This is a genomic window from Paenibacillus andongensis (assembly GCF_025369935.1).
In the GTDB taxonomy this organism is placed as follows: domain Bacteria; phylum Bacillota; class Bacilli; order Paenibacillales; family NBRC-103111; genus Paenibacillus_E; species Paenibacillus_E andongensis.
Map to the genome: position 1 here is coordinate 197,501 of NZ_CP104467.1, position 22,523 is coordinate 220,023.

General features: G+C 46.4%; 21 protein-coding genes, 1 tRNA gene, 2 rRNA genes and 1 riboswitch (1 of these 25 cut by a window edge). Of the genes, 20 read left to right on the forward strand and 4 right to left on the reverse strand.

Annotated elements, in window-relative coordinates; all coding sequences use genetic code 11:
• The 3 genes from NYR53_RS00880 to rrf form a co-directional block, all read left to right on the forward strand.
• A tRNA-Ala gene (locus tag NYR53_RS00880) sits at positions 1-46 on the forward strand; it begins 30 nt to the left of the window's first position.
• Between the two features lie 312 nt (positions 47-358).
• A 23S ribosomal RNA gene (locus NYR53_RS00885) occupies positions 359-3,276 on the forward strand.
• Positions 3,277-3,342: 66 nt separating this feature from the next.
• Positions 3,343-3,459 (forward strand): 5S ribosomal RNA (gene rrf, locus NYR53_RS00890).
• 311 nt (positions 3,460-3,770) lie between these two features.
• Here rrf and NYR53_RS00895 read toward each other — a convergent pair.
• Positions 3,771-4,298 (reverse strand): hypothetical protein, encoded by a 528-nt coding sequence (locus NYR53_RS00895; protein ID WP_261303536.1) that lies wholly within the window; start codon positions 4,296-4,298, stop codon positions 3,771-3,773.
• 135 nt (positions 4,299-4,433) lie between these two features.
• Here NYR53_RS00895 and NYR53_RS00900 point away from each other — a divergent pair, with 135 nt between their 5' ends.
• The 10 genes from NYR53_RS00900 to rsmI all read left to right on the forward strand — a co-directional run bounded on the left by NYR53_RS00900 (position 4,434) and on the right by rsmI (position 11,927).
• On the forward strand, positions 4,434-4,634 hold the full coding sequence (locus tag NYR53_RS00900) for a sigma factor G inhibitor Gin (protein ID WP_261303537.1): 201 nt from the start codon (positions 4,434-4,436) through the stop codon (positions 4,632-4,634).
• Positions 4,635-4,738: 104 nt separating this feature from the next.
• Entirely contained in the window at positions 4,739-6,241 is a 1,503-nt protein-coding gene (locus tag NYR53_RS00905) for an aminotransferase class I/II-fold pyridoxal phosphate-dependent enzyme (protein ID WP_261303538.1), read from the forward strand.
• A gap of 40 nt (positions 6,242-6,281) precedes the next feature.
• Positions 6,282-6,941: a dTMP kinase gene (tmk, locus tag NYR53_RS00910; RefSeq protein WP_261303539.1), complete on the forward strand. Its 660-nt coding sequence runs from the start codon at positions 6,282-6,284 to the stop codon at positions 6,939-6,941.
• Between the two features lie 46 nt (positions 6,942-6,987).
• Positions 6,988-7,317, forward strand: coding sequence for a cyclic di-AMP receptor DarA (gene darA, locus NYR53_RS00915; RefSeq protein ID WP_029198490.1), 330 nt, complete (start codon positions 6,988-6,990; stop codon positions 7,315-7,317).
• A 135-nt stretch (positions 7,318-7,452) separates the two neighbouring features.
• On the forward strand, positions 7,453-7,899 hold the full coding sequence (locus tag NYR53_RS00920) for a YaaR family protein (RefSeq protein ID WP_261303540.1): 447 nt from the start codon (positions 7,453-7,455) through the stop codon (positions 7,897-7,899).
• A gap of 40 nt (positions 7,900-7,939) precedes the next feature.
• Entirely contained in the window at positions 7,940-8,917 is a 978-nt protein-coding gene (holB, locus tag NYR53_RS00925; protein ID WP_261303541.1) for a DNA polymerase III subunit delta', read from the forward strand.
• A 1-nt stretch (position 8,918) separates the two neighbouring features.
• Positions 8,919-9,722, forward strand: a complete 804-nt coding sequence (locus NYR53_RS00930; RefSeq protein WP_171649141.1) for a PSP1 domain-containing protein — start codon at positions 8,919-8,921, stop codon at positions 9,720-9,722.
• A 59-nt stretch (positions 9,723-9,781) separates the two neighbouring features.
• Positions 9,782-10,123: a DNA replication initiation control protein YabA gene (yabA, locus tag NYR53_RS00935; protein ID WP_029198494.1), complete on the forward strand. Its 342-nt coding sequence runs from the start codon at positions 9,782-9,784 to the stop codon at positions 10,121-10,123.
• Between the two features lie 81 nt (positions 10,124-10,204).
• Entirely contained in the window at positions 10,205-10,966 is a 762-nt protein-coding gene (locus tag NYR53_RS00940; RefSeq protein ID WP_261303542.1) for a tRNA1(Val) (adenine(37)-N6)-methyltransferase, read from the forward strand.
• Between the two features lie 73 nt (positions 10,967-11,039).
• Positions 11,040-11,927 carry a 16S rRNA (cytidine(1402)-2'-O)-methyltransferase gene (rsmI, locus tag NYR53_RS00945; protein ID WP_261303543.1) on the forward strand — a complete coding sequence of 296 codons (888 nt, stop codon included), beginning with the start codon at positions 11,040-11,042 and terminating at the stop codon, positions 11,925-11,927.
• A gap of 170 nt (positions 11,928-12,097) precedes the next feature.
• Here rsmI and NYR53_RS00950 read toward each other — a convergent pair whose 3' ends face one another.
• Positions 12,098-12,352: an AbrB/MazE/SpoVT family DNA-binding domain-containing protein gene (locus NYR53_RS00950; RefSeq protein ID WP_028609554.1), complete on the reverse strand. Its 255-nt coding sequence runs from the start codon at positions 12,350-12,352 to the stop codon at positions 12,098-12,100.
• 370 nt (positions 12,353-12,722) lie between these two features.
• Between NYR53_RS00950 and NYR53_RS00955 the strand changes: the two genes are divergently transcribed.
• On the forward strand, positions 12,723-14,000 hold the full coding sequence (locus NYR53_RS00955; RefSeq protein ID WP_261303544.1) for an HD domain-containing protein: 1,278 nt from the start codon (positions 12,723-12,725) through the stop codon (positions 13,998-14,000).
• 47 nt (positions 14,001-14,047) lie between these two features.
• Positions 14,048-14,815, forward strand: a complete 768-nt coding sequence (locus NYR53_RS00960; RefSeq protein ID WP_261303545.1) for a TatD family hydrolase — start codon at positions 14,048-14,050, stop codon at positions 14,813-14,815.
• Here NYR53_RS00960 and NYR53_RS00965 read toward each other — a convergent pair.
• A complete protein-coding gene (locus tag NYR53_RS00965) occupies positions 14,801-16,033 on the reverse strand; it encodes an ABC transporter permease (RefSeq protein ID WP_261303546.1) in 1,233 nt (410 codons plus the stop codon). The genes NYR53_RS00960 and NYR53_RS00965 overlap by 15 nt on opposite strands.
• The gene (locus NYR53_RS00970; protein ID WP_261303547.1) at positions 16,030-16,773 is read right to left on the reverse strand and encodes an ABC transporter ATP-binding protein; all 744 of its coding nucleotides are present in this window, start codon (positions 16,771-16,773) and stop codon (positions 16,030-16,032) included. Before NYR53_RS00970 ends, NYR53_RS00965 begins: the two co-directional genes overlap by 4 nt.
• A 282-nt stretch (positions 16,774-17,055) precedes the next feature.
• Positions 17,056-17,241, forward strand: a riboswitch (cyclic di-AMP (ydaO/yuaA leader).
• A gap of 293 nt (positions 17,242-17,534) precedes the next feature.
• Between NYR53_RS00970 and NYR53_RS00975 the strand changes: the two genes are divergently transcribed.
• The 5 genes from NYR53_RS00975 (at position 17,535) to rsmA (ending at position 22,520) form a co-directional block, all read left to right on the forward strand.
• On the forward strand, positions 17,535-18,674 hold the full coding sequence (locus NYR53_RS00975; RefSeq protein ID WP_261303548.1) for a resuscitation-promoting factor: 1,140 nt from the start codon (positions 17,535-17,537) through the stop codon (positions 18,672-18,674).
• A gap of 210 nt (positions 18,675-18,884) precedes the next feature.
• The gene (gene rnmV / locus NYR53_RS00980; RefSeq protein WP_261303549.1) at positions 18,885-19,427 is read left to right on the forward strand and encodes a ribonuclease M5; all 543 of its coding nucleotides are present in this window, start codon (positions 18,885-18,887) and stop codon (positions 19,425-19,427) included.
• 264 nt (positions 19,428-19,691) lie between these two features.
• On the forward strand, positions 19,692-20,012 hold the full coding sequence (locus tag NYR53_RS00985; protein ID WP_261300830.1) for a helix-turn-helix domain-containing protein: 321 nt from the start codon (positions 19,692-19,694) through the stop codon (positions 20,010-20,012).
• Positions 20,013-20,023: 11 nt separating this feature from the next.
• Positions 20,024-20,944, forward strand: a complete 921-nt coding sequence (locus tag NYR53_RS00990; protein ID WP_261306233.1) for an IS3 family transposase — start codon at positions 20,024-20,026, stop codon at positions 20,942-20,944.
• Between the two features lie 667 nt (positions 20,945-21,611).
• A complete protein-coding gene (gene rsmA / locus NYR53_RS00995; RefSeq protein WP_261303550.1) occupies positions 21,612-22,520 on the forward strand; it encodes a 16S rRNA (adenine(1518)-N(6)/adenine(1519)-N(6))-dimethyltransferase RsmA in 909 nt (302 codons plus the stop codon).
• Positions 22,521-22,523 lie beyond the last annotated feature (3 nt).

Sequence of the window (22,523 nt, forward strand, 5' to 3'; positions counted from 1 at the left end):
CCTTGCAAGCAGGAGGTCAGCGGTTCGATCCCGCTTGGCTCCACCATTAACCTAATGCATACTTCCGCCGCCGATAAGGCGGTGTTGTTGACACAAGGGCTAGTGAAAGCTAACCATCAATATAACTTATTATACACATCACCAACTGGTAATTTTTGATTGTTGCCGATGTTGATATGGCATGATAAGATATAGTTCCTGTCGCTGAGAGGCGAAGGGAAAAAATTGTTCCTTGAAAACTAGATAACGAAACAAAACGTAAAGTAAGAACTTAGGTCGTGCTGACCTTCGGGTCACACAAAAATCTTTAACTCTTTCAATAGGAGAGACTTTGATTTCATCAAAGATCCCTATATTAGGTTAAGCTAGAAAGAGCACACGGAGGATGCCTAGGCACTAGGAGCCGAAGAAGGACGTGGCGAACGACGAAATGCCTCGGGGAGCCGTAAGCAGGCTTTGATCCGGGGATGTCCGAATGGGGGAACCCAGCTGTGGTAATGCGCAGTTACTCTATTGTGAATACATAGCAATAGTAGAGGCATACCCAGGGAACTGAAACATCTAAGTACCTGGAGGAAAAGAAAACAAAAGTGATTCCGTCAGTAGCGGCGAGCGAAAGCGGAATAGCCCAAACCAAGGGGCTTGCCCCTTGGGGTTGTAGGACCTCGATGTGGGGTTAGTTCGGTAGGCGAAGAGATCTGGAAAGGTCCGGCATAGAAGGTAAAAGCCCTGTAGCCAAAATCGAACGAAACCCCTAGAGGTATCCTGAGTACGGCGGGTCACGTGAAACCCCGTCGGAATCCGGCAGGACCATCTGCCAAGGCTAAATACTCCCTAGTGACCGATAGTGAAGCAGTACCGTGAGGGAAAGGTGAAAAGCACCGCGGAAGCGGAGTGAAAAAGAACCTGAAACCGTGTGCTTACAAGAAGTCAGAGCCCTCTATATGGGTGATGGCGTGCCTTTTGTAGAATGAACCGGCGAGTTACGTTCCCGTGCGAGGTTAAGCTGAAAAGGCGGAGCCGCAGCGAAAGCGAGTCTGAATAGGGCGCTTGAGTACGTGGACGTAGACCCGAAACCGTGTGATCTACCCCTGTCCAGGGTGAAGGTGAGGTAACACTCACTGGAGGCCCGAACCCACGCATGTTGAAAAATGCGGGGATGAGGTGGGGGTAGCGGAGAAATTCCAATCGAACTCGGAGATAGCTGGTTCTCCCCGAAATAGCTTTAGGGCTAGCCTCGGATGTGGAGTTGTGGAGGTAAAGCACTGATTGGGTGCGGGGCCCGCCAAGGGTTACCAAGTCCAGTCAAACTCTGAATGCCACAAACTTAAATCCGGGAGTCAGACAGTGAGTGCTAAGATCCATTGTCAAAAGGGAAACAGCCCAGACCATCAGCTAAGGTCCCCAAGTGTGTGTTAAGTGGGAAAGGATGTGGAGTTGCACAGACAACCAGGATGTTGGCTTAGAAGCAGCCACCATTGAAAGAGTGCGTAATAGCTCACTGGTCGAGTGACTCTGCGCCGAAAATGTAACGGGGCTAAACACGCCACCGAAGCTATGGCTTGCACGTATGTGCATGGGTAGGGGAGCGTTGTATGTACGTTGAATTCTGACCGTAAGGACAGGTGGAGCGCATACAAGTGAGAATGCCGGTATAAGTAACGAAAAGATCAGTGAGAATCTGATCCGCCGAAAACCTAAGGGTTCCTGAGGAAGGCTCGTCCGCTCAGGGTAAGTCGGGACCTAAGGCGAGGCCGAAAGGCGTAGTCGATGGACAACAGGTGGAAATTCCTGTACCACCGTAGCCGTTATGAGCGATGGAGTGACGCAGAAGGATAGTGACGCGAGCTGATGGATGCTCGTCCAAGCAGTGAGGCTGGTTAGTAGGCAAATCCGCTAACCGTAAGGCTGGGCTGTGATGGGGAGGGAAACTTTAAGTACCGAAGGTCATGAGTTCACACTGCCAAGAAAAGCTTCTAGCCAGGCGAAGGTGCCCGTACCGCAAACCGACACAGGTGGGTGAGAAGAGAATTCTAAGGCGCGCGGAAGAACTCTCGTTAAGGAACTCGGCAAAATGACCCCGTAACTTCGGGAGAAGGGGTGCCTCGGTAGGGTGAATAGCCCGAGGGGGCCGCAGTGAAAAGGCCCAAGCGACTGTTTAGCAAAAACACAGGTCTGTGCGAAGCCGCAAGGCGAAGTATACGGGCTGACGCCTGCCCGGTGCTGGAAGGTTAAGAGGAGTGGTTAGGGGTTAAACCCGAAGCTATGAATTGAAGCCCCAGTAAACGGCGGCCGTAACTATAACGGTCCTAAGGTAGCGAAATTCCTTGTCAGGTAAATTCTGACCCGCACGAATGGCGTAACGACTTGGGCGCTGTCTCAACGAGAGATCCGGTGAAATTTTAATACCTGTGAAGATGCAGGTTACCCGCGACAAGACGGAAAGACCCCATGGAGCTTTACTGCAGCTTGATATTGGACTTTGGTACGATCTGTACAGGATAGGTGGGAGCCTTTGAAGCCTGAGCGCCAGCTTGGGTGGAGGCGCCGTTGGGATACCACCCTGATCGTATCGGAGTTCTAACCTGGTACCGTAATCCGGTATGGGGACAGTGTCAGGTGGGCAGTTTGACTGGGGCGGTCGCCTCCTAAAATGTAACGGAGGCGTTTAAAGGTTCCCTCAGAATGGTTGGAAATCATTCGCAGAGTGCAAAGGCATAAGGGAGCTTGACTGCGAGACCTACAAGTCGAGCAGGGACGAAAGTCGGACTTAGTGATCCGGTGGTACCGAATGGAAGGGCCATCGCTCAACGGATAAAAGCTACCCTGGGGATAACAGGCTTATCTCCCCCAAGAGTCCACATCGACGGGGAGGTTTGGCACCTCGATGTCGGCTCATCGCATCCTGGGGCTGAAGTAGGTCCCAAGGGTTGGGCTGTTCGCCCATTAAAGCGGTACGCGAGCTGGGTTCAGAACGTCGTGAGACAGTTCGGTCCCTATCTGTCGCGGGCGTAGGAAATTTGAGAGGAGCTGTCCTTAGTACGAGAGGACCGGGATGGACGTACCGCTGGTGTACCAGTTGTCTCGCCAGAGGCATCGCTGGGTAGCTATGTACGGAGGGGATAAGCGCTGAAAGCATCTAAGCGCGAAGCCCCCCTCAAGATGAGATTTCCCAGTATGTAAGACCCCTTGTAGACGACGAGGTTGATAGGTTCGAGGTGGAAGTGCAGCAATGCATGCAGCTGACGAATACTAATCGGTCGAGGGCTTAACCACAAACCCTGAGTGTTACTTTACGCAAGTTTCGTATCTAGTTTTCAAGGCGCAAACACGCTTTGACTGTTTGGTGATGATGGCGGAGGGGACCCACGCGTTCCCATCTCGAACACGACCGTTAAGCCCTCCAGCGTCGATGGTACTTGAACCGCAGGGTTCTGGGAGAGTAGAACGTTGCCAAGCACACGAAGAACCTTACAAGGAGAAATCCTCGTAAGGTTCTTTTTCTATTTATACAGATCGATGAAGAGATAAGGACCTAGGATGAAACGAACAAATTCCGGGATAGGAGTCTATAAAGGCTTCTATTCGATTGCTTTTTAACGAAATTCAGCAAATAGCATACGCTACAGACTTCTATTTCTGAGAAAAAGGCAGGATAGAACGATTATCAACAGAATAGAGGCTTCTAAAGACTGCTATTCCATTATCTATTCTATCTTTAATACAAATAAGAGCCCCTACGGGCTCTTATCTCAACATTTCAAGAACAGCTACTGCATGTAGCAAGATGTGTCCTTACCTGTGATCTTAATCAATCCAGCTTTGCGGTACGGACGAAACCGGAAAAGCATCCACAGCCGCGGCATGAGCATCCAGAAATGAAAGATCGTGAGATGGATTAACCATTTGTCAGGTATCCATGGATAAAGAAGTGTGATCATAGCAAGGCCAATCCAAAATAAAGTCAGCTGTATTTTGGATACCAGTCGAATGGAGGCATTCCCTTCTGGCAAAAGTCCACACCAAAAGATACCAAAGCGGTAAGACCAACCTCTCATAGCCATTCCAATTGTAAACTGAAAATAGATCCGGATGAGCAAAGAATGGAATATAAGTAGAAGCGGATAGCTGACCAGGAGTGGCAGCCAGTTTGTAGGGTCAAATTTGTAAAGGACCGCTAGGAACAGCAGCATAAAATAAACAATTATTTTATACAAGGAATGATATATTCGCTTCATTAAAGTATAGCTATAAATGGTAGATTGTTTGGAGAGATTTGGCTCCTGTTTGGTTGACATGTTGATGACCTCCGCAAGGCGGTTAACCTGATATAAGACTATATCGGCACATGCCTTCCAAAATATGAGCGTTTAGCTAGTTTAGGAGAATTGGGATTCGGATATACTAATAGTAAAAGATCGTGGGGTGATCATATGGAGGAGAACCGAATAGGGATATGTATGATCTGCGAGCAGCAGCGGATTGGCGGAATTCATATTATTAGGGCCTTTATCTGCGATGAGTGCAGCAATGAAATGGTCAAAACGAATGTAAATGATCAGAAATATCCGTTTTTTGTGAGGCAGATGAAGAAAGCATTTTATATCGGCAATTCGAAACAATATATGAACTAATGGGAGAAGCTTCTTATGGAAGCTTTTTTTGTTTTTTTAGCGTCAATCCACTACTATAAGGGTATAAAATAGAAAGCTCACGGAGCTCAAGGAGTCGTGTCAACATGAGCAGTCAATATGCAAATCAGTCACGAGCGCCGCTTTTTGAAGCAATGGTCGCCCATTACGATAAGAACCCTGTAAGTTTTCATGTACCTGGTCATAAATCCGGGCAAGGCTTATTAGATGAAGGGACAAGCTTTCTAAAGACGGTGATGTCTATCGATTATACGGAAATTACGGGTCTTGACGATTTACATCAGGCAGAGGGTGTCATTCGTGAGGCCGAGCAGCTAGCGGCGGATTGCTTCGGAGCGGAGGAAACTTATTTTCTGATAGGTGGGAGTACGGTTGGTAATTTAGCCATGATTTCTGCCGTATGTGGGAAAGATGACATCATTCTGGTGCAGAGGAATGTACATAAGTCAGTTATTCATGGGCTAATGCTTGCCGGTGCCAAGGCAGTGTTCATAGCTCCTGGCATTCATCCGGAATCAGGTGTGGCAACAAGTTTAGCTATCGAAGATGTTAAGCAAGCGTTAGTGCTGTATCCAGAGGCTAAGGGGCTTTTTATAACTAATCCTAATTACTACGGTAATGGCGTTAATCTCAAGCCTTTCGCTGAATTGATGCATGAACAGGGGAAGCTGCTGTTGGTAGATGAAGCGCACGGGGCGCACTATGGATTTCATCCTGAGGTGCCGGCATCTGCATTATCGCAAGGGGCTGATGCTGTGGTACAATCCACGCACAAGATGCTAACCGCAATGACCATGGGGGCTATGCTGCATGTCCAAGGACCGCGGATAGACCGAATAGCAATTCAACAGCTGCTTGCAATGCTGCAGAGCTCGAGTCCCTCTTATCCATTAATGGCATCATTAGATTTAGCTAGGAAAAAGATGCATACGGAAGGCAGGAACTGGCTAGAGCAAGGACTTGCTGTGGTCAAAGAGTTCAGGTCGCTGCTTGATGATCTTACCGAATTTGGATATCACTCAAGAGAGCTTCCGGGAAATCAGAGTCAAGAAATTGAAACGACAGATCCATTTAAAATAGCCATCTATGATGCGACGAATATGTTATCTGGCACCGAGCTCAAAGATAGGCTAGAAGCTCAAGACTGCTTTGTCGAAATGACGGACGGGCGTCAAGTGCTTCTTGTATTCACCCCTGCTTCCACCAGAGCGGATATGTTGAGACTTGTCGAAGCATTAACTAACATTTGTTTGGACCTTCCCATACAAAAGAAGGAACTTCAAGGGCCAATCTCGAATATACTTAAATTACCCTACTATACTTCAATCTCTTCTCCAGTTGCTTTTGATATGAGAGATATCTCCAAAGCATCACGAGACAGCGCGTTTAGTCAGGTTAGTGTTCAGGGGGCGGTCGGGAAGCGTTCTGCGGATATGGTAATCCCTTATCCACCGGGAATTCCCTATTTATACCCTGGCGAAATCATCTCGGCTTCTGTGGCCGAAGCCTTATTGCAATTGGCCGCAAACGGAATCAAGATTCAAGGAACAGAATTTGGGCAGACACAAAAGCTAAGGATATACACATAAACCATTCTATGATCTGGTAAAGCAGCATGCAGGAGGAAGCGTGAACGGAATATTTATTACATTTGAAGGGCCGGACGGCGCTGGGAAAACAACACAGCTTAAGAAATTGGCTGAGGAGCTCAAGCAACAAGGGCATGATGTCCTCGTTACGAGAGAACCGGGCGGAACGGCAATCAGTGATCAAATCCGCAGTATTATTCTTGACCCTGTGAATAAGGAGATGGTGGATCAAGCGGAAGTTTTGCTTTACGCAGCATCTAGAGCACAGCATGTACATCAATTCATTCTTCCGGCACTCGCTGCCGGCCGAATTGTGCTATGTGATCGGTTCATTGATGCAAGTGTTGCTTATCAAGCATATGGGCTTGGTGTAGATGTAGATATGGTAAAATCCATCTCGCGTTATGCCAGTTCAGGACTACAAGCAACCCGAACATACATCTTAGATGTGCCAGTGGAAGTAAGCTTGGCGAGACTTCACCATAGAGCATCGGGTACGGGCGTGAATGCTCAGCAGCTGGATCGCATTGAACAGAAAAATGTAGATTATCACAGCCGAGTCCGGGAAGGATTTCATCAGATAGCAGCTGATCATCCTGAACGGGTGAGAGTTGTTAATGCAAACCGTAACGAAGAGGAGATTGCAAAAGAGATATGGACGGACTGTAATCGTTTGTTTGAGGAACATTTTTCCGGTTAAAGCAGAAAATCCATTCTTAGTTTATAATAAAAGGGAGGAATCACCCATGAAACTAGTCGTAGCCGTTGTACAAGATAAAGACAGTAACCGTCTCTCTAATGCTTTAATAAAAGAAGGGTTTCGCGCCACGAAGCTGGCAAGCACTGGTGGATTTTTACGTGCGGGAAACACGACTTTTATGATTGGTACGGAAGATGAGAGGGTGCAAGAGGTCATGCAGGTTATTCGCACCAATTGCAAAATTCGGGAACAGCTTGTTACACCGGTTTCTCCAATGGGAGGAACGACGGATTCCTATATTCCATTCCCTGTGGAAGTTCAAGTGGGTGGAGCCGCGGTTTTCGTATTGCCGGTTGAGCGCTTCGAGCATTACTAAGTTGATAAGAAGTATAAGTTTTGACAACTTAATGCTTCGCATTAACCTTGACAGACGGCGCTGTTCCTTGTTAGACAAGGACGGCGATCCCGTTTATCCGAGGTTTAATCAGACATACACAAGGATGGATGCGTCTTGAAAATTAATCCGGGGTGGCAGCCCATAGGTAAAAACGTCAAAGTGAATGAGAACGTCCCGCCGCCACAGATGGCCCCCCGGAATTTCTCTGACATTATGCAGCAGCAAGATGAGAAATTTACGCAGGAGCAGTTATCCAAAATGGTGCAGCAAATTACGCTGCAGGGTGACCGTTTGTCGCGGGCGATGACGGTGCGAGAGCTTTTGCAATACAAGCTGCTGATTAAGCAGTTTCTAGAGGAAACCGCTCGCCGTGGTGTTAATTTAAGAGATACGAAGGGTTGGGATCGCCGCGGCCGTTCGAAACGATATAAGCTTTTGGAAGAAATCGATCTTGAACTGCTTTCTTTAGCAGATGAATTGCTAGAAAACGAGCAGGGTCGAATTGAAATTTTGCAAAAAATCGGAGAAATCCGAGGAATGCTGATTAACTTGTTATTTTAACATATAAGAAAATATATGTTTCGGATGGAGCGTATGTCTAATGTCCTTTCAAGCCATACCGGGGCAAGCAGCGGCCAAGCAGCTTCTGCAGAATGGGCTGCGGCAAGACAAGCTGTCTCACGCCTATATATTTAGCGGGCCAGTAGGAACTGGGCGTTCGGAGATGGCCATAGCTTTGGCTAAAGCGATCTACTGCCAGCACGGGACCGATGAGTCATGCGGTGAATGTTTGGAATGCCGTAAGGTGGAGCATGGTAATCATCCGGATTTACACATGGTTACGCCTGATGGAGCTTCAATTAAGATCGAGCAAATTCGTGAGCTGCAAAAGGAGTTTGCTTACCGCGCTACAGCCTCCGGAACCAAAATATATATCCTATATCATGCGGATAAAATGACCGTACAGGCTGCTAATAGCCTGTTGAAGTTTCTAGAAGAACCGAACTCACGTGTGGTCGCGATTCTCATTACTGAGAATGGTAATGCCTTGCTGCCAACGATTCAATCGCGGGCGCAGTGGATTAATTTCACGCCAATGCCGCGTGAGCAAATGGTCTTAACGCTTCTGGAAGAGGGTCATCCCGCGTCGCTTGTACAGCCTGCGGCACATTTAACAGCAGGATTGCAAGCTGCTAGAGAGTTAATTGCTGCGAATTGGTTTGCAGAAATGAGAACCGTAGTGTTACAATTAGCAAAGGAGACGCTCACACGTTTCCCTACTTCCATGATTACGGTGCAGCAACGGATTGTGAAAACGGAGCTAGCGGATCATATGTCGAGTCTTTTCGACTTGTTGATTCTCTGGTTTAAAGATATGGTACAGCTGCGCCTGGAGCGCAGAGATAAGCTTGTTTATAATGATCAGCTGGACTGGATGAGCTCCCTCGCGTTCAGCCGGGATGTCTCAGTATGGGTGCGTATGATGGAGCAAGCCGTAGATTTACAAAAACGACTGCGTTTCAACGCCAATTCTCAGCTGGTTATAGAGAAAATGCTCGTGGAGATGCAGGGGGTGTAAGATGTATTCGGTAGTTGGCGTCCGCTTCAAGAAAGCGGGTAAAATATATTATTTTGATCCGATTGATTTGCCAATTGAGAAAGAAAGTGCCGTTATTGTTGAAACCGCTCGCGGAGTGGAATACGGCAAAGTGGTTGTTGGAAAGAAGAATGTCAAAGAAAATGACGTTGTTCTTCCTCTCAAAAAGGTGATTCGCATTGCGGATGACTCGGATGCTGATTTGGTTGAAGAGAATAAGAAAGCAGCCAAGGATGCGTTCCAAACGTGTCACGAGAAAATTAAAGACCATAGTCTTAAGATGAAGCTCGTGGACGTAGAGTATACCTTTGATCGCAATAAAATTATTTTTTATTTTACGGCTGAAGGACGCGTTGATTTCCGGGAGCTCGTGAAGGATTTGGCGAGTATTTTCCGGACCAGAATCGAACTGCGCCAAATTGGCGTACGGGATGAAGCGAAGATGCTTGGAGGTATAGGTCCGTGTGGGCGAATTCTGTGCTGTTCCTCGTTCTTAGGTGATTTTGAACCCGTATCCATTAAAATGGCGAAGGACCAGAACTTATCGCTTAACCCAACGAAAATTTCGGGATTATGCGGACGGCTAATGTGTTGCTTGAAATATGAACATGATAACTACGAGAGCGCGAAGGATTCATTGCCAACCGTAGGTAGACAAGTCATTACTTCTTTTGGGAATGGTAAAGTACTTGGATTAAATATCAAAGAACGTACGGCAAAGGTTCAATTGTTTGACCTTGGTAAAGCACTTGATTTACCTTTCGATGATGTAGTTGAACAGGAGTAGAGGCATAGTATCCAAGGAGGCGCTGGCCAGTAAGCATGCATGGCACTAGAGGTGAAAGCGTGGATAAACAAGATATTTTTGGACAAATAGATGGGATCGAAGAGCGTATGGGTGCCACTTATGCCGAGTTGGGTGCCTTAAAGAAACAAATTATTAACCTCATCGAAGAAAATAAGAGATTAAGCATAGAAAATCAGCAGCTCCGTAAACTGATCCGACAAGAGGAAACGATTGTCGAGCAACCAGTAGGAGAGGCGGAGGAACCACTTCCGTTACCTGGAGCAGGTTATGATAATTTGACTCGCTTGTATAATGAAGGTTTTCATATTTGCAATGTGTATTATGGACACCTTCGGACCGAGGGAGATTGTTTGTTTTGCTTATCCTTTTTAAATAAATAAGTGATTTTGACCGTAGGGGTGTATGCCTTACGGTTTTTTTCCATAATGTGCAGACTAGAAAGGGAATGACGGAGAATACGTATGAAGCAAGTACAGTTAAGACCTACCGAACGAATTGATGATTTATTGACGTATGATTTGAAAATTATTCAGAGTGATGAAGTATTCAGCTTTTCACTAGATGCTGTCCTGCTAGGCCGGTTCTGCAGTGTGTCTCCCAAAGGGCGCATGATTGATTTATGTACAGGTAATGGGGTTGTTCCCTTGCTCTTAACAACGCGGACGCGAGCTGAGATTTGGGGCGTTGAAATCCAAGAACGGCTCGCGGATATGGCAGTTCGTAATAGCGAGATAAACGGGTTGGAAGAGCGGCTGCATATGCTTCGGGGGGATCTGAAAACGATTCATGAAACCTTAGGACATGGCCAATTTGATGTTGTAACGGTGAATCCTCCTTATCTACCAGTACCTAATGGCGAGCAGAACGCCAATGAGCATTTCGCTGCTGCTCGTCATGAAATATATTGCAACTTGGAAGATGTCATTGCGGCAAGTGCAAAGCTGGTGAAGGCTGGCGGTAAAGTGGCGATGGTTCATCGGGCTACGCGTTTAATCGATATCTGCTGCTTAATGAGGCAGTATCGTCTTGAACCGAAGCGCATTCGCTATGTGCACGCACGTGCTGGGGAAGAAGCGATGATGGTGTTGATCGAAGGAATGAAGGATGGAAAGCCAGAGATCCGTACCTTACCGCCGCTTATTGTTTATGATGATAGTCAAGAATACTGTAAAGAGCTGAAAGAAATTTATTACGGGGGCAGAAGCTCCTTAGAGTTTTCATAAGAAAACTGGCATTGTAAGCATATGCTTTAGAGTTTTCGTAGAATAATTATAAAAAGTGAAGAGGGAAATAACAGTGAGTTTGAATGTACAAAAGAGCTATCGCGAGGATGGAAGCGGCGTAGGCACGCTGTACCTGGTTGCCACACCGATAGGCAACCTAGAAGATATGACCTTCCGTGCGATTCGCACCCTGAAGGAAGTGAGCATGATTGCCGCTGAGGACACGCGGCAAACACGCAAGCTGCTGACGCACTTCGAGGTCGCTACGCGACTCGTCAGCTATCACGAACACAACAAGCAAGCAAGCGGACCCGAACTCGTCCGCTTGCTGCTTGAAGGGCAGAGCATCGCGCTCGTCAGCGATGCGGGTTTGCCGGCCATTTCCGATCCAGGTTATGACCTGGTGAGGATGGCCGTGGAGCAAGGCGTGCCGGTGGTGCCCATTCCCGGCGCGAATGCGGCCCTGTCGGCGCTGATTGCATCAGGCTTACCGACAGAGCGTTTCGCCTTCGTCGGGTTTCTCCCCCGGGAGAAAAAGGATCAGACGAAGGTGCTTGAAGGGCTGCAGCATACGCAGGATACGCTGCTGTTCTATGAATCGCCGCACCGCGTGGAGAAAACACTTGCCCGCATGGCGGAAGTGTGGGGGGCGGAGCGCCGGGTGTGTCTCGCCCGCGAGCTGACGAAGCGGTACGAGGAGTTCCTGCGCGGCACCATCGCAGAGTGCCTCGCGCATTTAGAGCAGTACCCGCCTCAGGGTGAGTACTGCGTGATCGCCGAAGGCGCATCGGAGAAGGCAGCCCGCGAAGCAGCCGATGGCTGGTGGGAGGCGATGACGCTGGGCGAGCATGCCCGGCACTACGAGCAAAGCGGGATTGATCGCAAGGATGCACTGAAGTTGGTCGCAAGCGATCGCGGACTTTCCAAGCGTGATGTATACAATGCACTACTCGAGCGCTAAGGCGCACGGGAAGTGCAGCGTTCCCGCCGCACTCAGCGCTATATCATTCTCCGGACAAAAAAAGATCTCTAATCCGTGGCCGAAGCCAACAAATTAGAGATTAGAGGAGATATGAAAAAGGTTAGAATTACCAATAGGATAAGTGCTACTTCTATTATATACTACTTTTCTTATTTTGTCACAGGTGTTGGCATTTCTGATAAACAAATATGACAAACAATTTTTCCTTTGAAGTAAGAAACGTTTTCCGCATTACCACAGAAAATACAAGCAGGCTCATATTTCTTCAACATGATGCGCTCGCCGTCTACATAAATCTCCAAAGCGTCTTTCTCACCAATTCCCAACGTGCGGCGCAACTCGATTGGAATAACAACGCGACCCAATTCGTCAACTTTTCTTACAATTCCTGTAGATTTCATCATATATATAAACCCCTTTCGATTTTATCAAAAATTTATCAATATCGTCATGTTTCGACATATCTTCTTGCCTAATGATACCAACGATTCCCAAAATAGTCAACCATATTTTCGCCTTTTTAAGCCTGTTATTCAAAAAAAGTTTAAATCTTGTTTCTGTTTAAAATATGAGAAAAACCAAGTAGAATAAGGGAATGTAAATAATATATTACGTATGTCCTCCTCAAAAAGCTAAAATTTACTAAGTGAATAGCTAAGCTAGTTAGGTAAAGAAACTGGAATTCGTAATTCGACAGAATCCGACAAAAATGTCGAAGTAGCACAGCGAATTTGTCGAAAATATTTAAATTTGCTAAAGAGAGGTTGTGAATGGATGAAGGAAGAGAAGGTTTTTAAAGATCCGGTTCATAAATATATTTACGTGCAGGACAATACGATTTGGGATTTAATTAATACGCGTGAGTTCCAGAGATTGCGCCGCATAAGGCAATTAGGTACCTCTTATTTAACCTTTCATGGAGCTGAGCATAGTAGATTCTCGCATTCACTTGGTGTGTACGAAATCACTCGGAAAATTATTTCACAATTCGAACGCAATCACTATGAGGATTGGCCTCAAGAGGAACGTCTGCTTTGTCTTTGTGCGGCATTGCTCCATGATCTGGGACACGGACCCTTCTCTCATTCCATTGAAAAAGCTTTCGGAACGAGACATGAAGACTGGTCATGCAGAATTGTCCTTGGAGATACCGATGTGAACAAAGTCCTCAGCCGAGTATCACCTGACTTTCCGAAAAAAGTGGCGGGAGTTATTTGTAAATCGTATAGTGAAGAAATTGTGGTTAGCCTTGTATCCAGTCAGCTGGATGCAGACCGCATGGACTATTTGCTGCGCGACGCCTATTTCACTGGTGTAAATTATGGCACGTTTGATCTGGAGCGGATTCTTCGTGTTATTAGGCCCTATAAGGGGCACATTGTTGTCAAAGAAAGCGGAATGCATGCCGTAGAAGATTATTTAATGTCTCGTTATCAAATGTACTGGCAGGTGTATTTCCATCCCGTGACACGTAGTGCGGAAATTTTGCTGCACAAAGTTTTTGCGCGTGCCAAACATTTATACGAAGAAGACTATTCGTTCGGATTTATGGTGGAACCCATTTTACATCTGATTCAGAATAAAATTTCGCTCGAAGATTATTTGTTATTGGATGAGTCCGTTATGCAGACGATGTTAACTTTCTGGAGTAATGAGAAAGATCCTATTTTGGCCGATATGTGTAAACGGTTTTTGGATCGTAAGTTGTACAAATACAGTACCTTTGATGAGTCTAATCAACGTCAAATTAAGCTGATGGAAAAAGTGATGGCTGAGGTCGGATTTGACCCTACTTATTATATGGAAATTGATTTTCCATCGAATCAATCCTATGACGTGTATAGACCGGGGGAAACGGATGATAATTTGCCTATTTTTCTGCTGGATCATAGGGAGAATTTAACGGAAATTACACATCGATCTGAAATTGTTCAGTCCATCAGTGGCTTCCAAATGGGTAAGCATCATGTTTATTACCCGGAGGAGCTGTTGGAACGATTGAACGCTACCGATTATCCTGATTTATGGGCATTGCTTGGTGAGCAAGATTAGCTAGAAAAATAAGTGCTGCAGAATATTCAACATAAGGGAGAACGATTATGCTAACGGATTCACACACACATTTAAATGCCGAACAATTTAATGAAGATCAAGACGAAGTGATTCAGCGAGCACTGGACGCCGGAGTGACAAGAATAGTGAATGTAGGCTTCAATCGGGAGACCATACCCAGTTCAATTGCCCTCGCTGAGAGGTATGATTTCATCTATTCTACCGTAGGGTGGCATCCTGTTGATGCCATTGATATGATGCCTGGCGACTTAGAATGGATTGAAGAGTTGTGCAAGCATGAGAAAGTTGTCGCCATTGGGGAAATTGGACTGGATTACTACTGGGATAAGTCACCGAGGGATGTACAGCAGCGGGTATTTCGGGAGCAAATTCGTCTAGCGCGTAAATTGGGGATGCCCATTGTTATACATAATCGAGATGCCCATCAAGATATTTTGCACATTTTAAAAGAAGAGAAGGCCGAGGAAGTGGGGGGCATCATGCATTGCTTCTCTGGAAGCTGGGAGACGGCGAAGCAGTGTCTGGATATGAATTTTTATATTTCTTTTGGAGGTCCAGTTACGTTTAAGAACGCTAGGCAACCGAAGGAAGTGCTGGCGCAAGTTCCATTAGATCGTTTGTTAATTGAGACCGATGCTCCCTATCTAACCCCGCATCCTTTCCGCGGCAAGCGTAATGAAACCGGCTATGTTCGCTTGGTAGCTGAGACAGCCGCGGAAATTCGGGATATGACTTTGGAAGAAATTGCGCAAATAACAACAAACAATGCCGTTCGGTTGCTAGGTCTCAAGTAGAACGTTTTTCTCGAACTTACGGCGAAGCACAATACCGCAGCTGAAAGAAATGAAGATGAGACTGATGAGTGGAACGAGTAGATAGATTGGTGAAGAACGAATCATAAGAGGGATCGTCAGGATACATAGCTCTAACATCAAGACCGACCAAATGATAAAGGCTAGCGAACCAGCTTTGGAATTTGGATTGAGCGGGTACATTTCCAGCCAGAATGTATAGCGATGAGCGCGCTCGAGCGACGATAACTGGACAAGTGAAATTACAAGAGCAATCAGGAAGATTAAGCTCCTTGCCGTACCGCTGCTTGAAACGGCTATAGCTAGTACACCTAACAAGGTGATGCGCAGTACGATCGCGAACAGCTCCGTACGCAGCAATGTCTTCATATATAGGTACAAATAGGCAGCATCTTGTCTAAAAGGTATGAACCGTGTTAGCCCGCTGATCCAACTTCGGCGGGCTATTCGCGTTCCCATCTGAGGCACATCGACGAACCAGCTGAAAAAGGCGTAAAGCCGAGCTTGCTGCTGATTTTCCTTGGTAATCAAGTAGTCCCAACCGATAACGTATTTCGATACGAAATGAACGGCTGCTAACCATACGGAAATGAGAAGCAGTGCAGCACCACTTGCCCATAAAATGCTGGTTAGGAATTGCAGCGAAACGAGAGCGGTTGTTGCCACCCAGCGAAAGCTAACTGAAGCTAATCTGGTGCGCTCATGGGTAAAACGACTCTCCTGCCAACTAGCTAATAAATTTGCTATCTTTAATAGAAGAAGTAGTGCAAGCATCAGTAAGAAATGCTGCTCTGAAGCGCCGAGGCAGTGGTGATAAAGCGGCCATAAAATGACCCAGGCGATAAATGTCCCAAAAGCTTGCAGTGTCAAACTGTACATGAATCCGCTTCGGAAATAAGCGCCCATTTGATGTTCGATCCGTAACAAAAACATGCGGTCTGCTTTCCTTACCAATGTACGAATGGGACTTGAAGATAGAAGCGGAACGAGCAGCAAAAGTACGATCCATAGATAGGGATAGTCTGTCGGAAGACGCTGTAGTATTTTTGCATAATAATAGGAAGAAACGATGACAAGAAACAACACGAGACCGATGAAATTACTACGCGCTGCGTATTGCCAATAGCCCATGGATTCCTTCATATAATGTTCGAATCTCTGCTGCCATAAGGTACGGGTGTTGATGTCCATATTTCTCATAACGAATCCCCTTGTACGAGCTTGTAGAAAATGTCGTCTAGTGACGCTCTCGGGAGTTCGGTTTGCTCGCGTAATTCGACTAAATCCCCCTGAGCAACCATACGGCCACGATGAAGGACAACGTAATTATCGCAATATTTTTCAATCGTAGACAAAATATGCGATGAGATGAGGAATGATGCTCCTTTATGTTTCATTTTGACCATTAATTCTAACAAGGAACGGATCGCTAAAGGATCGAGGCCGAGAAAGGGTTCATCGATAATATATAACGAGGGTTCGATCAGAAATGCGTTCATAATCATGACTTTCTGTTTCATTCCTTTGGATAAATGACTGGCGAAGCTGTTCAGCTTGTCCTTCATTTGAAACTGCTCCAAAAGTGAGTTGGATCGAGCCAAGTAGTCGTCCTTCGACAAGCCGTAGGCCATAGCGGTTAGCTCAAGGTGTTCACGGATCGTAAGCTCTTCGTAGAGCTCAGGACTTTCAGGTACATAAGCGTAGGTTGCGCGATAGGACAAAGGATTTTCAGCTAAAGTTAGTCCGTTGATTCGAATCGTTCCTTTTTGTGGTTGAAGAAGGCCGAGAATGTTTTTGATTGTCGTACTTTTACCCGCGCCATTAAGTCCGATCAGACCCATCATTTCACCTTGACGAATAGAAAAGGTTAGGTCATGAAGAACGGGTTTATTTGGTAAATATCCCCCGTATAAAGAGTCAACTTGTAGAATGGAGCCCATCTCATTGCCTCCCTGATTAGCAAATTATTGGTATTTATGAATCGCTTTCCTATACGATCATTATAAACAAATTTGTATTTTAAGCCTAGTTTAGGGGTGAATAGTTGAAAAGAGTTAGTATACGTACGTTATAGTGAGATATAAGTAGAAATAGGGCAGTTTAATTGCCTATTTAATCGAATTTTAGTCGATTTAGCCCTTTTTAGTAGGTGTCAATCCCTTTACAGGTTAAGATTAACAGCGTAATATACTTTTCATAATAACTTAATAACCAATTTGCCATTTTTCCATTCGCTGAGTTCCATTTATGGGAACGGGGGAACCACTGTAAGCTGAAGAAGCATGCTTCTTGAGTGAACAGAGTGAGTAACAGGGGTGAATCTTAGAGTATACTTCGTATGCTCTTAGTAGGGCGACTCTCACGTCCGAATCCGTCAGCTAACCTCGTAAGCGTAAGAGAGGTAACGATTGTCGTGCGTGCTATTTGTGTATTTTACTATGCAAAAAAAGCCAGCGAGAAGAGTCCTCTTCTTGCTGGCTTTTTGTCTTCATAAAGGGCTATACACAATTCGGACGACTAAAAATTGCCCGGAATTCATATGAATGTTGAATAGGCAAACTGGTGTGGGACGACCAGAAGGTAGCGGTATAGCACCGTACTGCTGATGGCGAACACATTAAGTTAAACTAAAAAACCTTAGTCGCGTCAAATCTAATCATGCTGTAACCTGGCGGCGAGGCTTTGAAGGAGGACCGAAGAAGTGGGCAGTATCTCTATTAGCGAGACCCATGTAAAACGATCATCCAGCATGTCCTTCGCATTGCGATGGAAGCATGAAAACTTGCGTTTGATTTTAAGCTTAGCCATAATTTCAATCGCAATGACTTTCATGTTTTTGGTGTTGTTGTACGGTACGGCTACCAAGAGCGTATCCGTGGTTGTGAATGGACAAGAAACCATTGTGCATACGAAACAATGGGTCCTGCAACGCCTACTGGATGAACAAGCCATAAAAATTGGTGAACACGATGAAATTTCTGCTGCGCCAACGACAACAATCAAGGGTGGAGACAAAATTGTCATCGAACATGCCTCACCAATTCAATTGACTGCTGATGGAAAGACCACCACTGTTTACACAACTGCAAGAACGGTAGAAAGTGCATTGCAACGTTTACATATTGCACTTGGGGAGCACGATCGTTTAACTCCCGAACCGACAGCCGCTCTGAGCTCAGGCGATGAAATCAAAATCGTCCGTGTGAAAAAAGAGACGGAGGAAGTGACTGAGCCGATTGCGTTCGATACGGAAAAGAAGAGTGACGCATCGCTGCTCAAAGGCAAAGAGCAAGTCGTCCAAGAAGGTAAAGAGGGCGTGCTCTTGAAGAAGAAAGAAAAGACTTTCGAAGACGGTGTTTTAGTCGCGGAAGCAGTTGTGGGTGAAGAAGTACAAACAGAAAGTATTAAGAAAGTCGTGTCCGTGGGCACGAAAAACCCTGTTGTTGTTCTCTCGTCTTCATCGCCTAGTGTGGATGAGGTTTCGAAGAATGGTGTAACATTTGGGTACAAACAAATCCTGAAGAATGTGAAGTTGACTGCCTATTCAGCTGACGTCGCATCTACGGGTAAATCCGAAGATTCACCGGGTTTTGGTAAAACCTATACAGGGACTACGGTGACAGAAGGCAGAACGATTGCCGTTGATCCCAAAGTCATCCCGCTCGGATGGTGGGTTTACATTGAGGGTATTGGCTTCCGCCGTGCTGAAGATATTGGCAGCGGTGTGAAAGGCCAAATGATTGATGTTTACTTTGAAGATCATGGTTATGCCAATAAATTCGGAACGAAGCAAGGGTACACCGTCTATGTGGTAGGACCGAAAAAGCCGTCTGAAAATTAACGTGTAAACGTCTGTTTCAGCGGGAAGAATGTCATATATACGTTGCCAGGTAACAACCTGGGCGAAAGAAGAGGGGACCCCTCTTCTTTTTCTACGTTGAATAAGAAAGTATAAGTTCTATACTTTAGCTCCGCATCAACCTCGACAAACGCGCTCGTCCCTGAAGGACGACGGAGTCGTTTATCCTTGGTACTGGGAAGGGAACCGCTTATGATTAAAGAAGTGATTGTCGTAGAAGGTAAAGACGATACAGCTGCTATCCGCCGAGCGGTAGAGGCGGATACCATTGAAACTGGCGGCTCTGCAATCGGACAAGCCGTGCTAAAACGTATTGCACTTGCGCAGCAGCGCAGAGGCGTTATTATCTTCACCGATCCGGATCACGCAGGTGAACGGATTCGGAAGATTGTAGCAGCCAAGGTGCCTGGCTGCAAGCATGCCTTCATTACGCAGGAGCAGGCTGAGTACAAGGGTGATATCGGCGTTGAGAATGCGACGCCTGAGACGATTCGTCAGGCCCTTCAGAAGCTCCGTACGGAATATACGGCGTCGGTTTCACAGCTGACCATGGAGGATCTCATGGCCGCAGGGTTGATTGTTCATGCTGAGGCGGCTTCTCGCCGGCTGATTGTGGGGAAAGCGTTAGGGATTGGCTATTGCAATGGCAAGCAGTTTTACAAGCGCTGTGCGATGTTTCAGATCTCGCGTGAGGAATTTGAGGCGGCTTTGGAGCATTTGGAAGCTGATAAGTAGAATCGATGCTTGTTGTTGTTTTTGTGTGTAGATCGTCATTCATTCATTATGCCTCCTCGTAACTGGAATACAACTCCAATTAGTGTCATACATCTCGTGAGGGCAGATGGGCTGTAGTGGATACCAAAGTTGCATTTTCTACAACAATTCACACGCCAAAAGACTATTTCGCAACTTGAAGTTGCAGTTTGCTCCTAGGCCCCCTAATTAAACTGGAGTCCTCCCACCCAATAATTTAAACTAGGGACAAGGAGATGATTCAGTATGGGGAAAAGGCTGAAAGAAGAAGCACGGCTTAAAATTGTTAAGGAAGCATTGGCTGGTATTAAGGTGGGGGTATTAGCCCGCATGTATGACATCCATCCTGAAACCATCCGTTTGTGGATCAGAGATCACCGTGACTCTATTCCTCCGGAAGAAATCCCAGTGGCTGACGAGCATCTGCAAGAATTGCAGCGTCTACAAGATGTAGAACAACGCTATGAAAAAGCCGTTAAAGTACTTGGCGAGAAAGAGCTAGAGCTTGAGATCCTGCGCGAATTGCTAAAAAAGAAAGACCCCGCTTATCCGAGAAATTCGAAGTAGCAGAACCATTTATTAAGCGGGGTGAACCAGTAGCGTTGGTTCTGCGTATCCTTGGCCTTTCAGAGTCCACCTATTACGATCGTAAGAAGAGAGCTACCACCCCGCTATCTGAATGTTCCAAAGAAAGCCGGAGAGGGCGCCCTGTGCCTGGATACTCACATACGTTTACGGGTGAACAAGTGTGTGACGAACAAATCAACGCGTGGCTGCTTGAGCTCATAGAGGGCGAAGAACATGTCTATGGCTACAAGCTTCTTGCACAATGTATTCGTGACCAATATAACGTGAGGCTGGACAAAAAGAAATCGTATCGCTTATGCAAAGAGTTAGGCATTCTTCAAAAGCCACGCCAGCGCATACAGACACATCCGCGCAGGCTGCCGAAGAACCGAGTAGTAACAGGCTCCAACCAATTATGGCAAATGGATATCAAGTACGGATACGTCATTGGACAGGAGCGATTCTTTTATATGCTCAGCATCATTGATGTGTTTGACCGTGTCGTCGTTAAACAGTACAGAGGTCCGGTATGTGAGGCCAAGCATGCGGTCCAGACGCTTTGTTATGCGATACAGAGCCGGCTAAACCCTGGAGAAGAGATGCCTGTAATCCGTACAGATAACGGCCCGCAATTCGTAAGCAAACTGTTTGGAGATATGTGCGAGTGCCTAGACGTCGTCCATGAACGCATTCCGCCAAGGACGCCGAATATGAATGCTTACATTGAGTCGTTTCACAGTCTACTTGAACGTCACTTGTTCGGCATAAGAGACTTCATGACCTTTGAAGAGGCTTATGATGCACTCGATCGTTACATGGACTTCTACAATAACCGCAGGATGCATGGTAGTTTAAACCGAAAACCTCCGAAGATGTTTTCAGCATGGGTCAAGACGCTGGATGACACTTCTGCCTTTCATAAAGCGATGTAATAGCTTGAAAAAACGCGATATTCTACGCATGAATCATTTTTGGTGGGCAAGACTCCGGTTTTAGGGGGCCTAGCCGTTTGTACAACATTTCGAGCCCATTTGTTGAGAAATGGCCTAAATAGGACCAAATTGTTGTGCAATATGCAACAACGAAGGGAAAAGGCGAGATTTAGGCAGCGATTGTTGCGCTTTTTACAACATTATTCAACCGCTATTATGAATTCACCAAGTGAACAAATAGGACGCGGTTTCCGAATTATGAGACCTCTGTGTTGAACAAGATTGGATGAATGAATCGACGGTCTCGGTGTTCAACATTTCTAAGTTAAAATGGCCATTATTATGAAAAAGTTGTAGTTTGTGCAATATTTCTGAGATGGTTTGTGGAAAAACTTTGCATGAGGTATCAAGTGTTGTACGGAATGCAACATTCTAGTCATATAGACGGGATTTGAGCACTAATTGTTGCACTTTCTGCAACATCTCCAACTTAATTTCATACAGCAAGCTCGCATGATCTTACAAGGCTAAGCATACCGAGTTTCAGTAAAGTGCCACTTAGGAAATAATTGAATGAGATCTGGTAAAGAGTTTGAGTGCTCTTTGAATCACTTTAATCACAATGAAGAATTTGAAATCCAGAACCTATAGATAATGAGGTTATATCATGAATGTACCCAATAATGAAGTGATTGTAACAGCCGATGACGTGGCTACACCAAGTAAAACGAAACAAATTATTAAGAGAAATGGTCTGGTGCTCAAAAAAAGCTTGGGCCAAAACTTCCTGATTGACCAAAATATCCTAAGCAAGATTGTTTTGGCCGCTGAGCTCGGGCCGAACAAGGCTGCGCTTGAGATCGGCCCCGGCATTGGGGCGCTCACGCAGCAGCTGGCCAAGCTCGCTGGACGTGTCTTGGCCGTCGAGATCGATCAGCGTCTGCTGCCCATCCTGGACGAGACGCTGGAGCCCTATCCCCATGCTACTGTTGTCCATGGTGACATCTTGAAGACCGACCTGCCGGAGTTGTTCCGGCAGCACTTCGAGGGCATGGATGGCGTCAGTGTCGTCGCCAACCTGCCCTACTACATCACGACGCCGATCATCATGAAGCTTCTCGAAGAGAAGCTTCCCTTGGAGAATATCGTCGTGATGATTCAAAAAGAGGTGGCCGACCGCATGGCGGCTCGCCCGGGCACCAAAGATTACGGCAGCCTCAGCATTGCCGTGCAGTTCCACTGCGAGCCGGAGCTTGTCACGATCGTGCCTCGCACCGTCTTCGTACCGCAGCCGAACGTCGACTCCGCCGTGATTCGGCTGCGTGTGCGCAAAACCCCGCCGGTCGAGGTGGCGGACGTGGACTTCTTCTTCGCCGTCGTCCAAGCGTCCTTCGTCCAGCGGCGCAAAACCCTTTACAATAACCTAGCTGCGCGGTTCTTTACGAAAGAGAACAAGCCTGAGCTGGAAGCGCTGCTGCTCGGCATTAACATAGAGCCTTCGCGTCGCGGCGAAACACTCAGTATGGAAGAGTTCGCGCGCTTGTCGTCGACTCTTCTCGCGCACGGCTGCAAATAACCC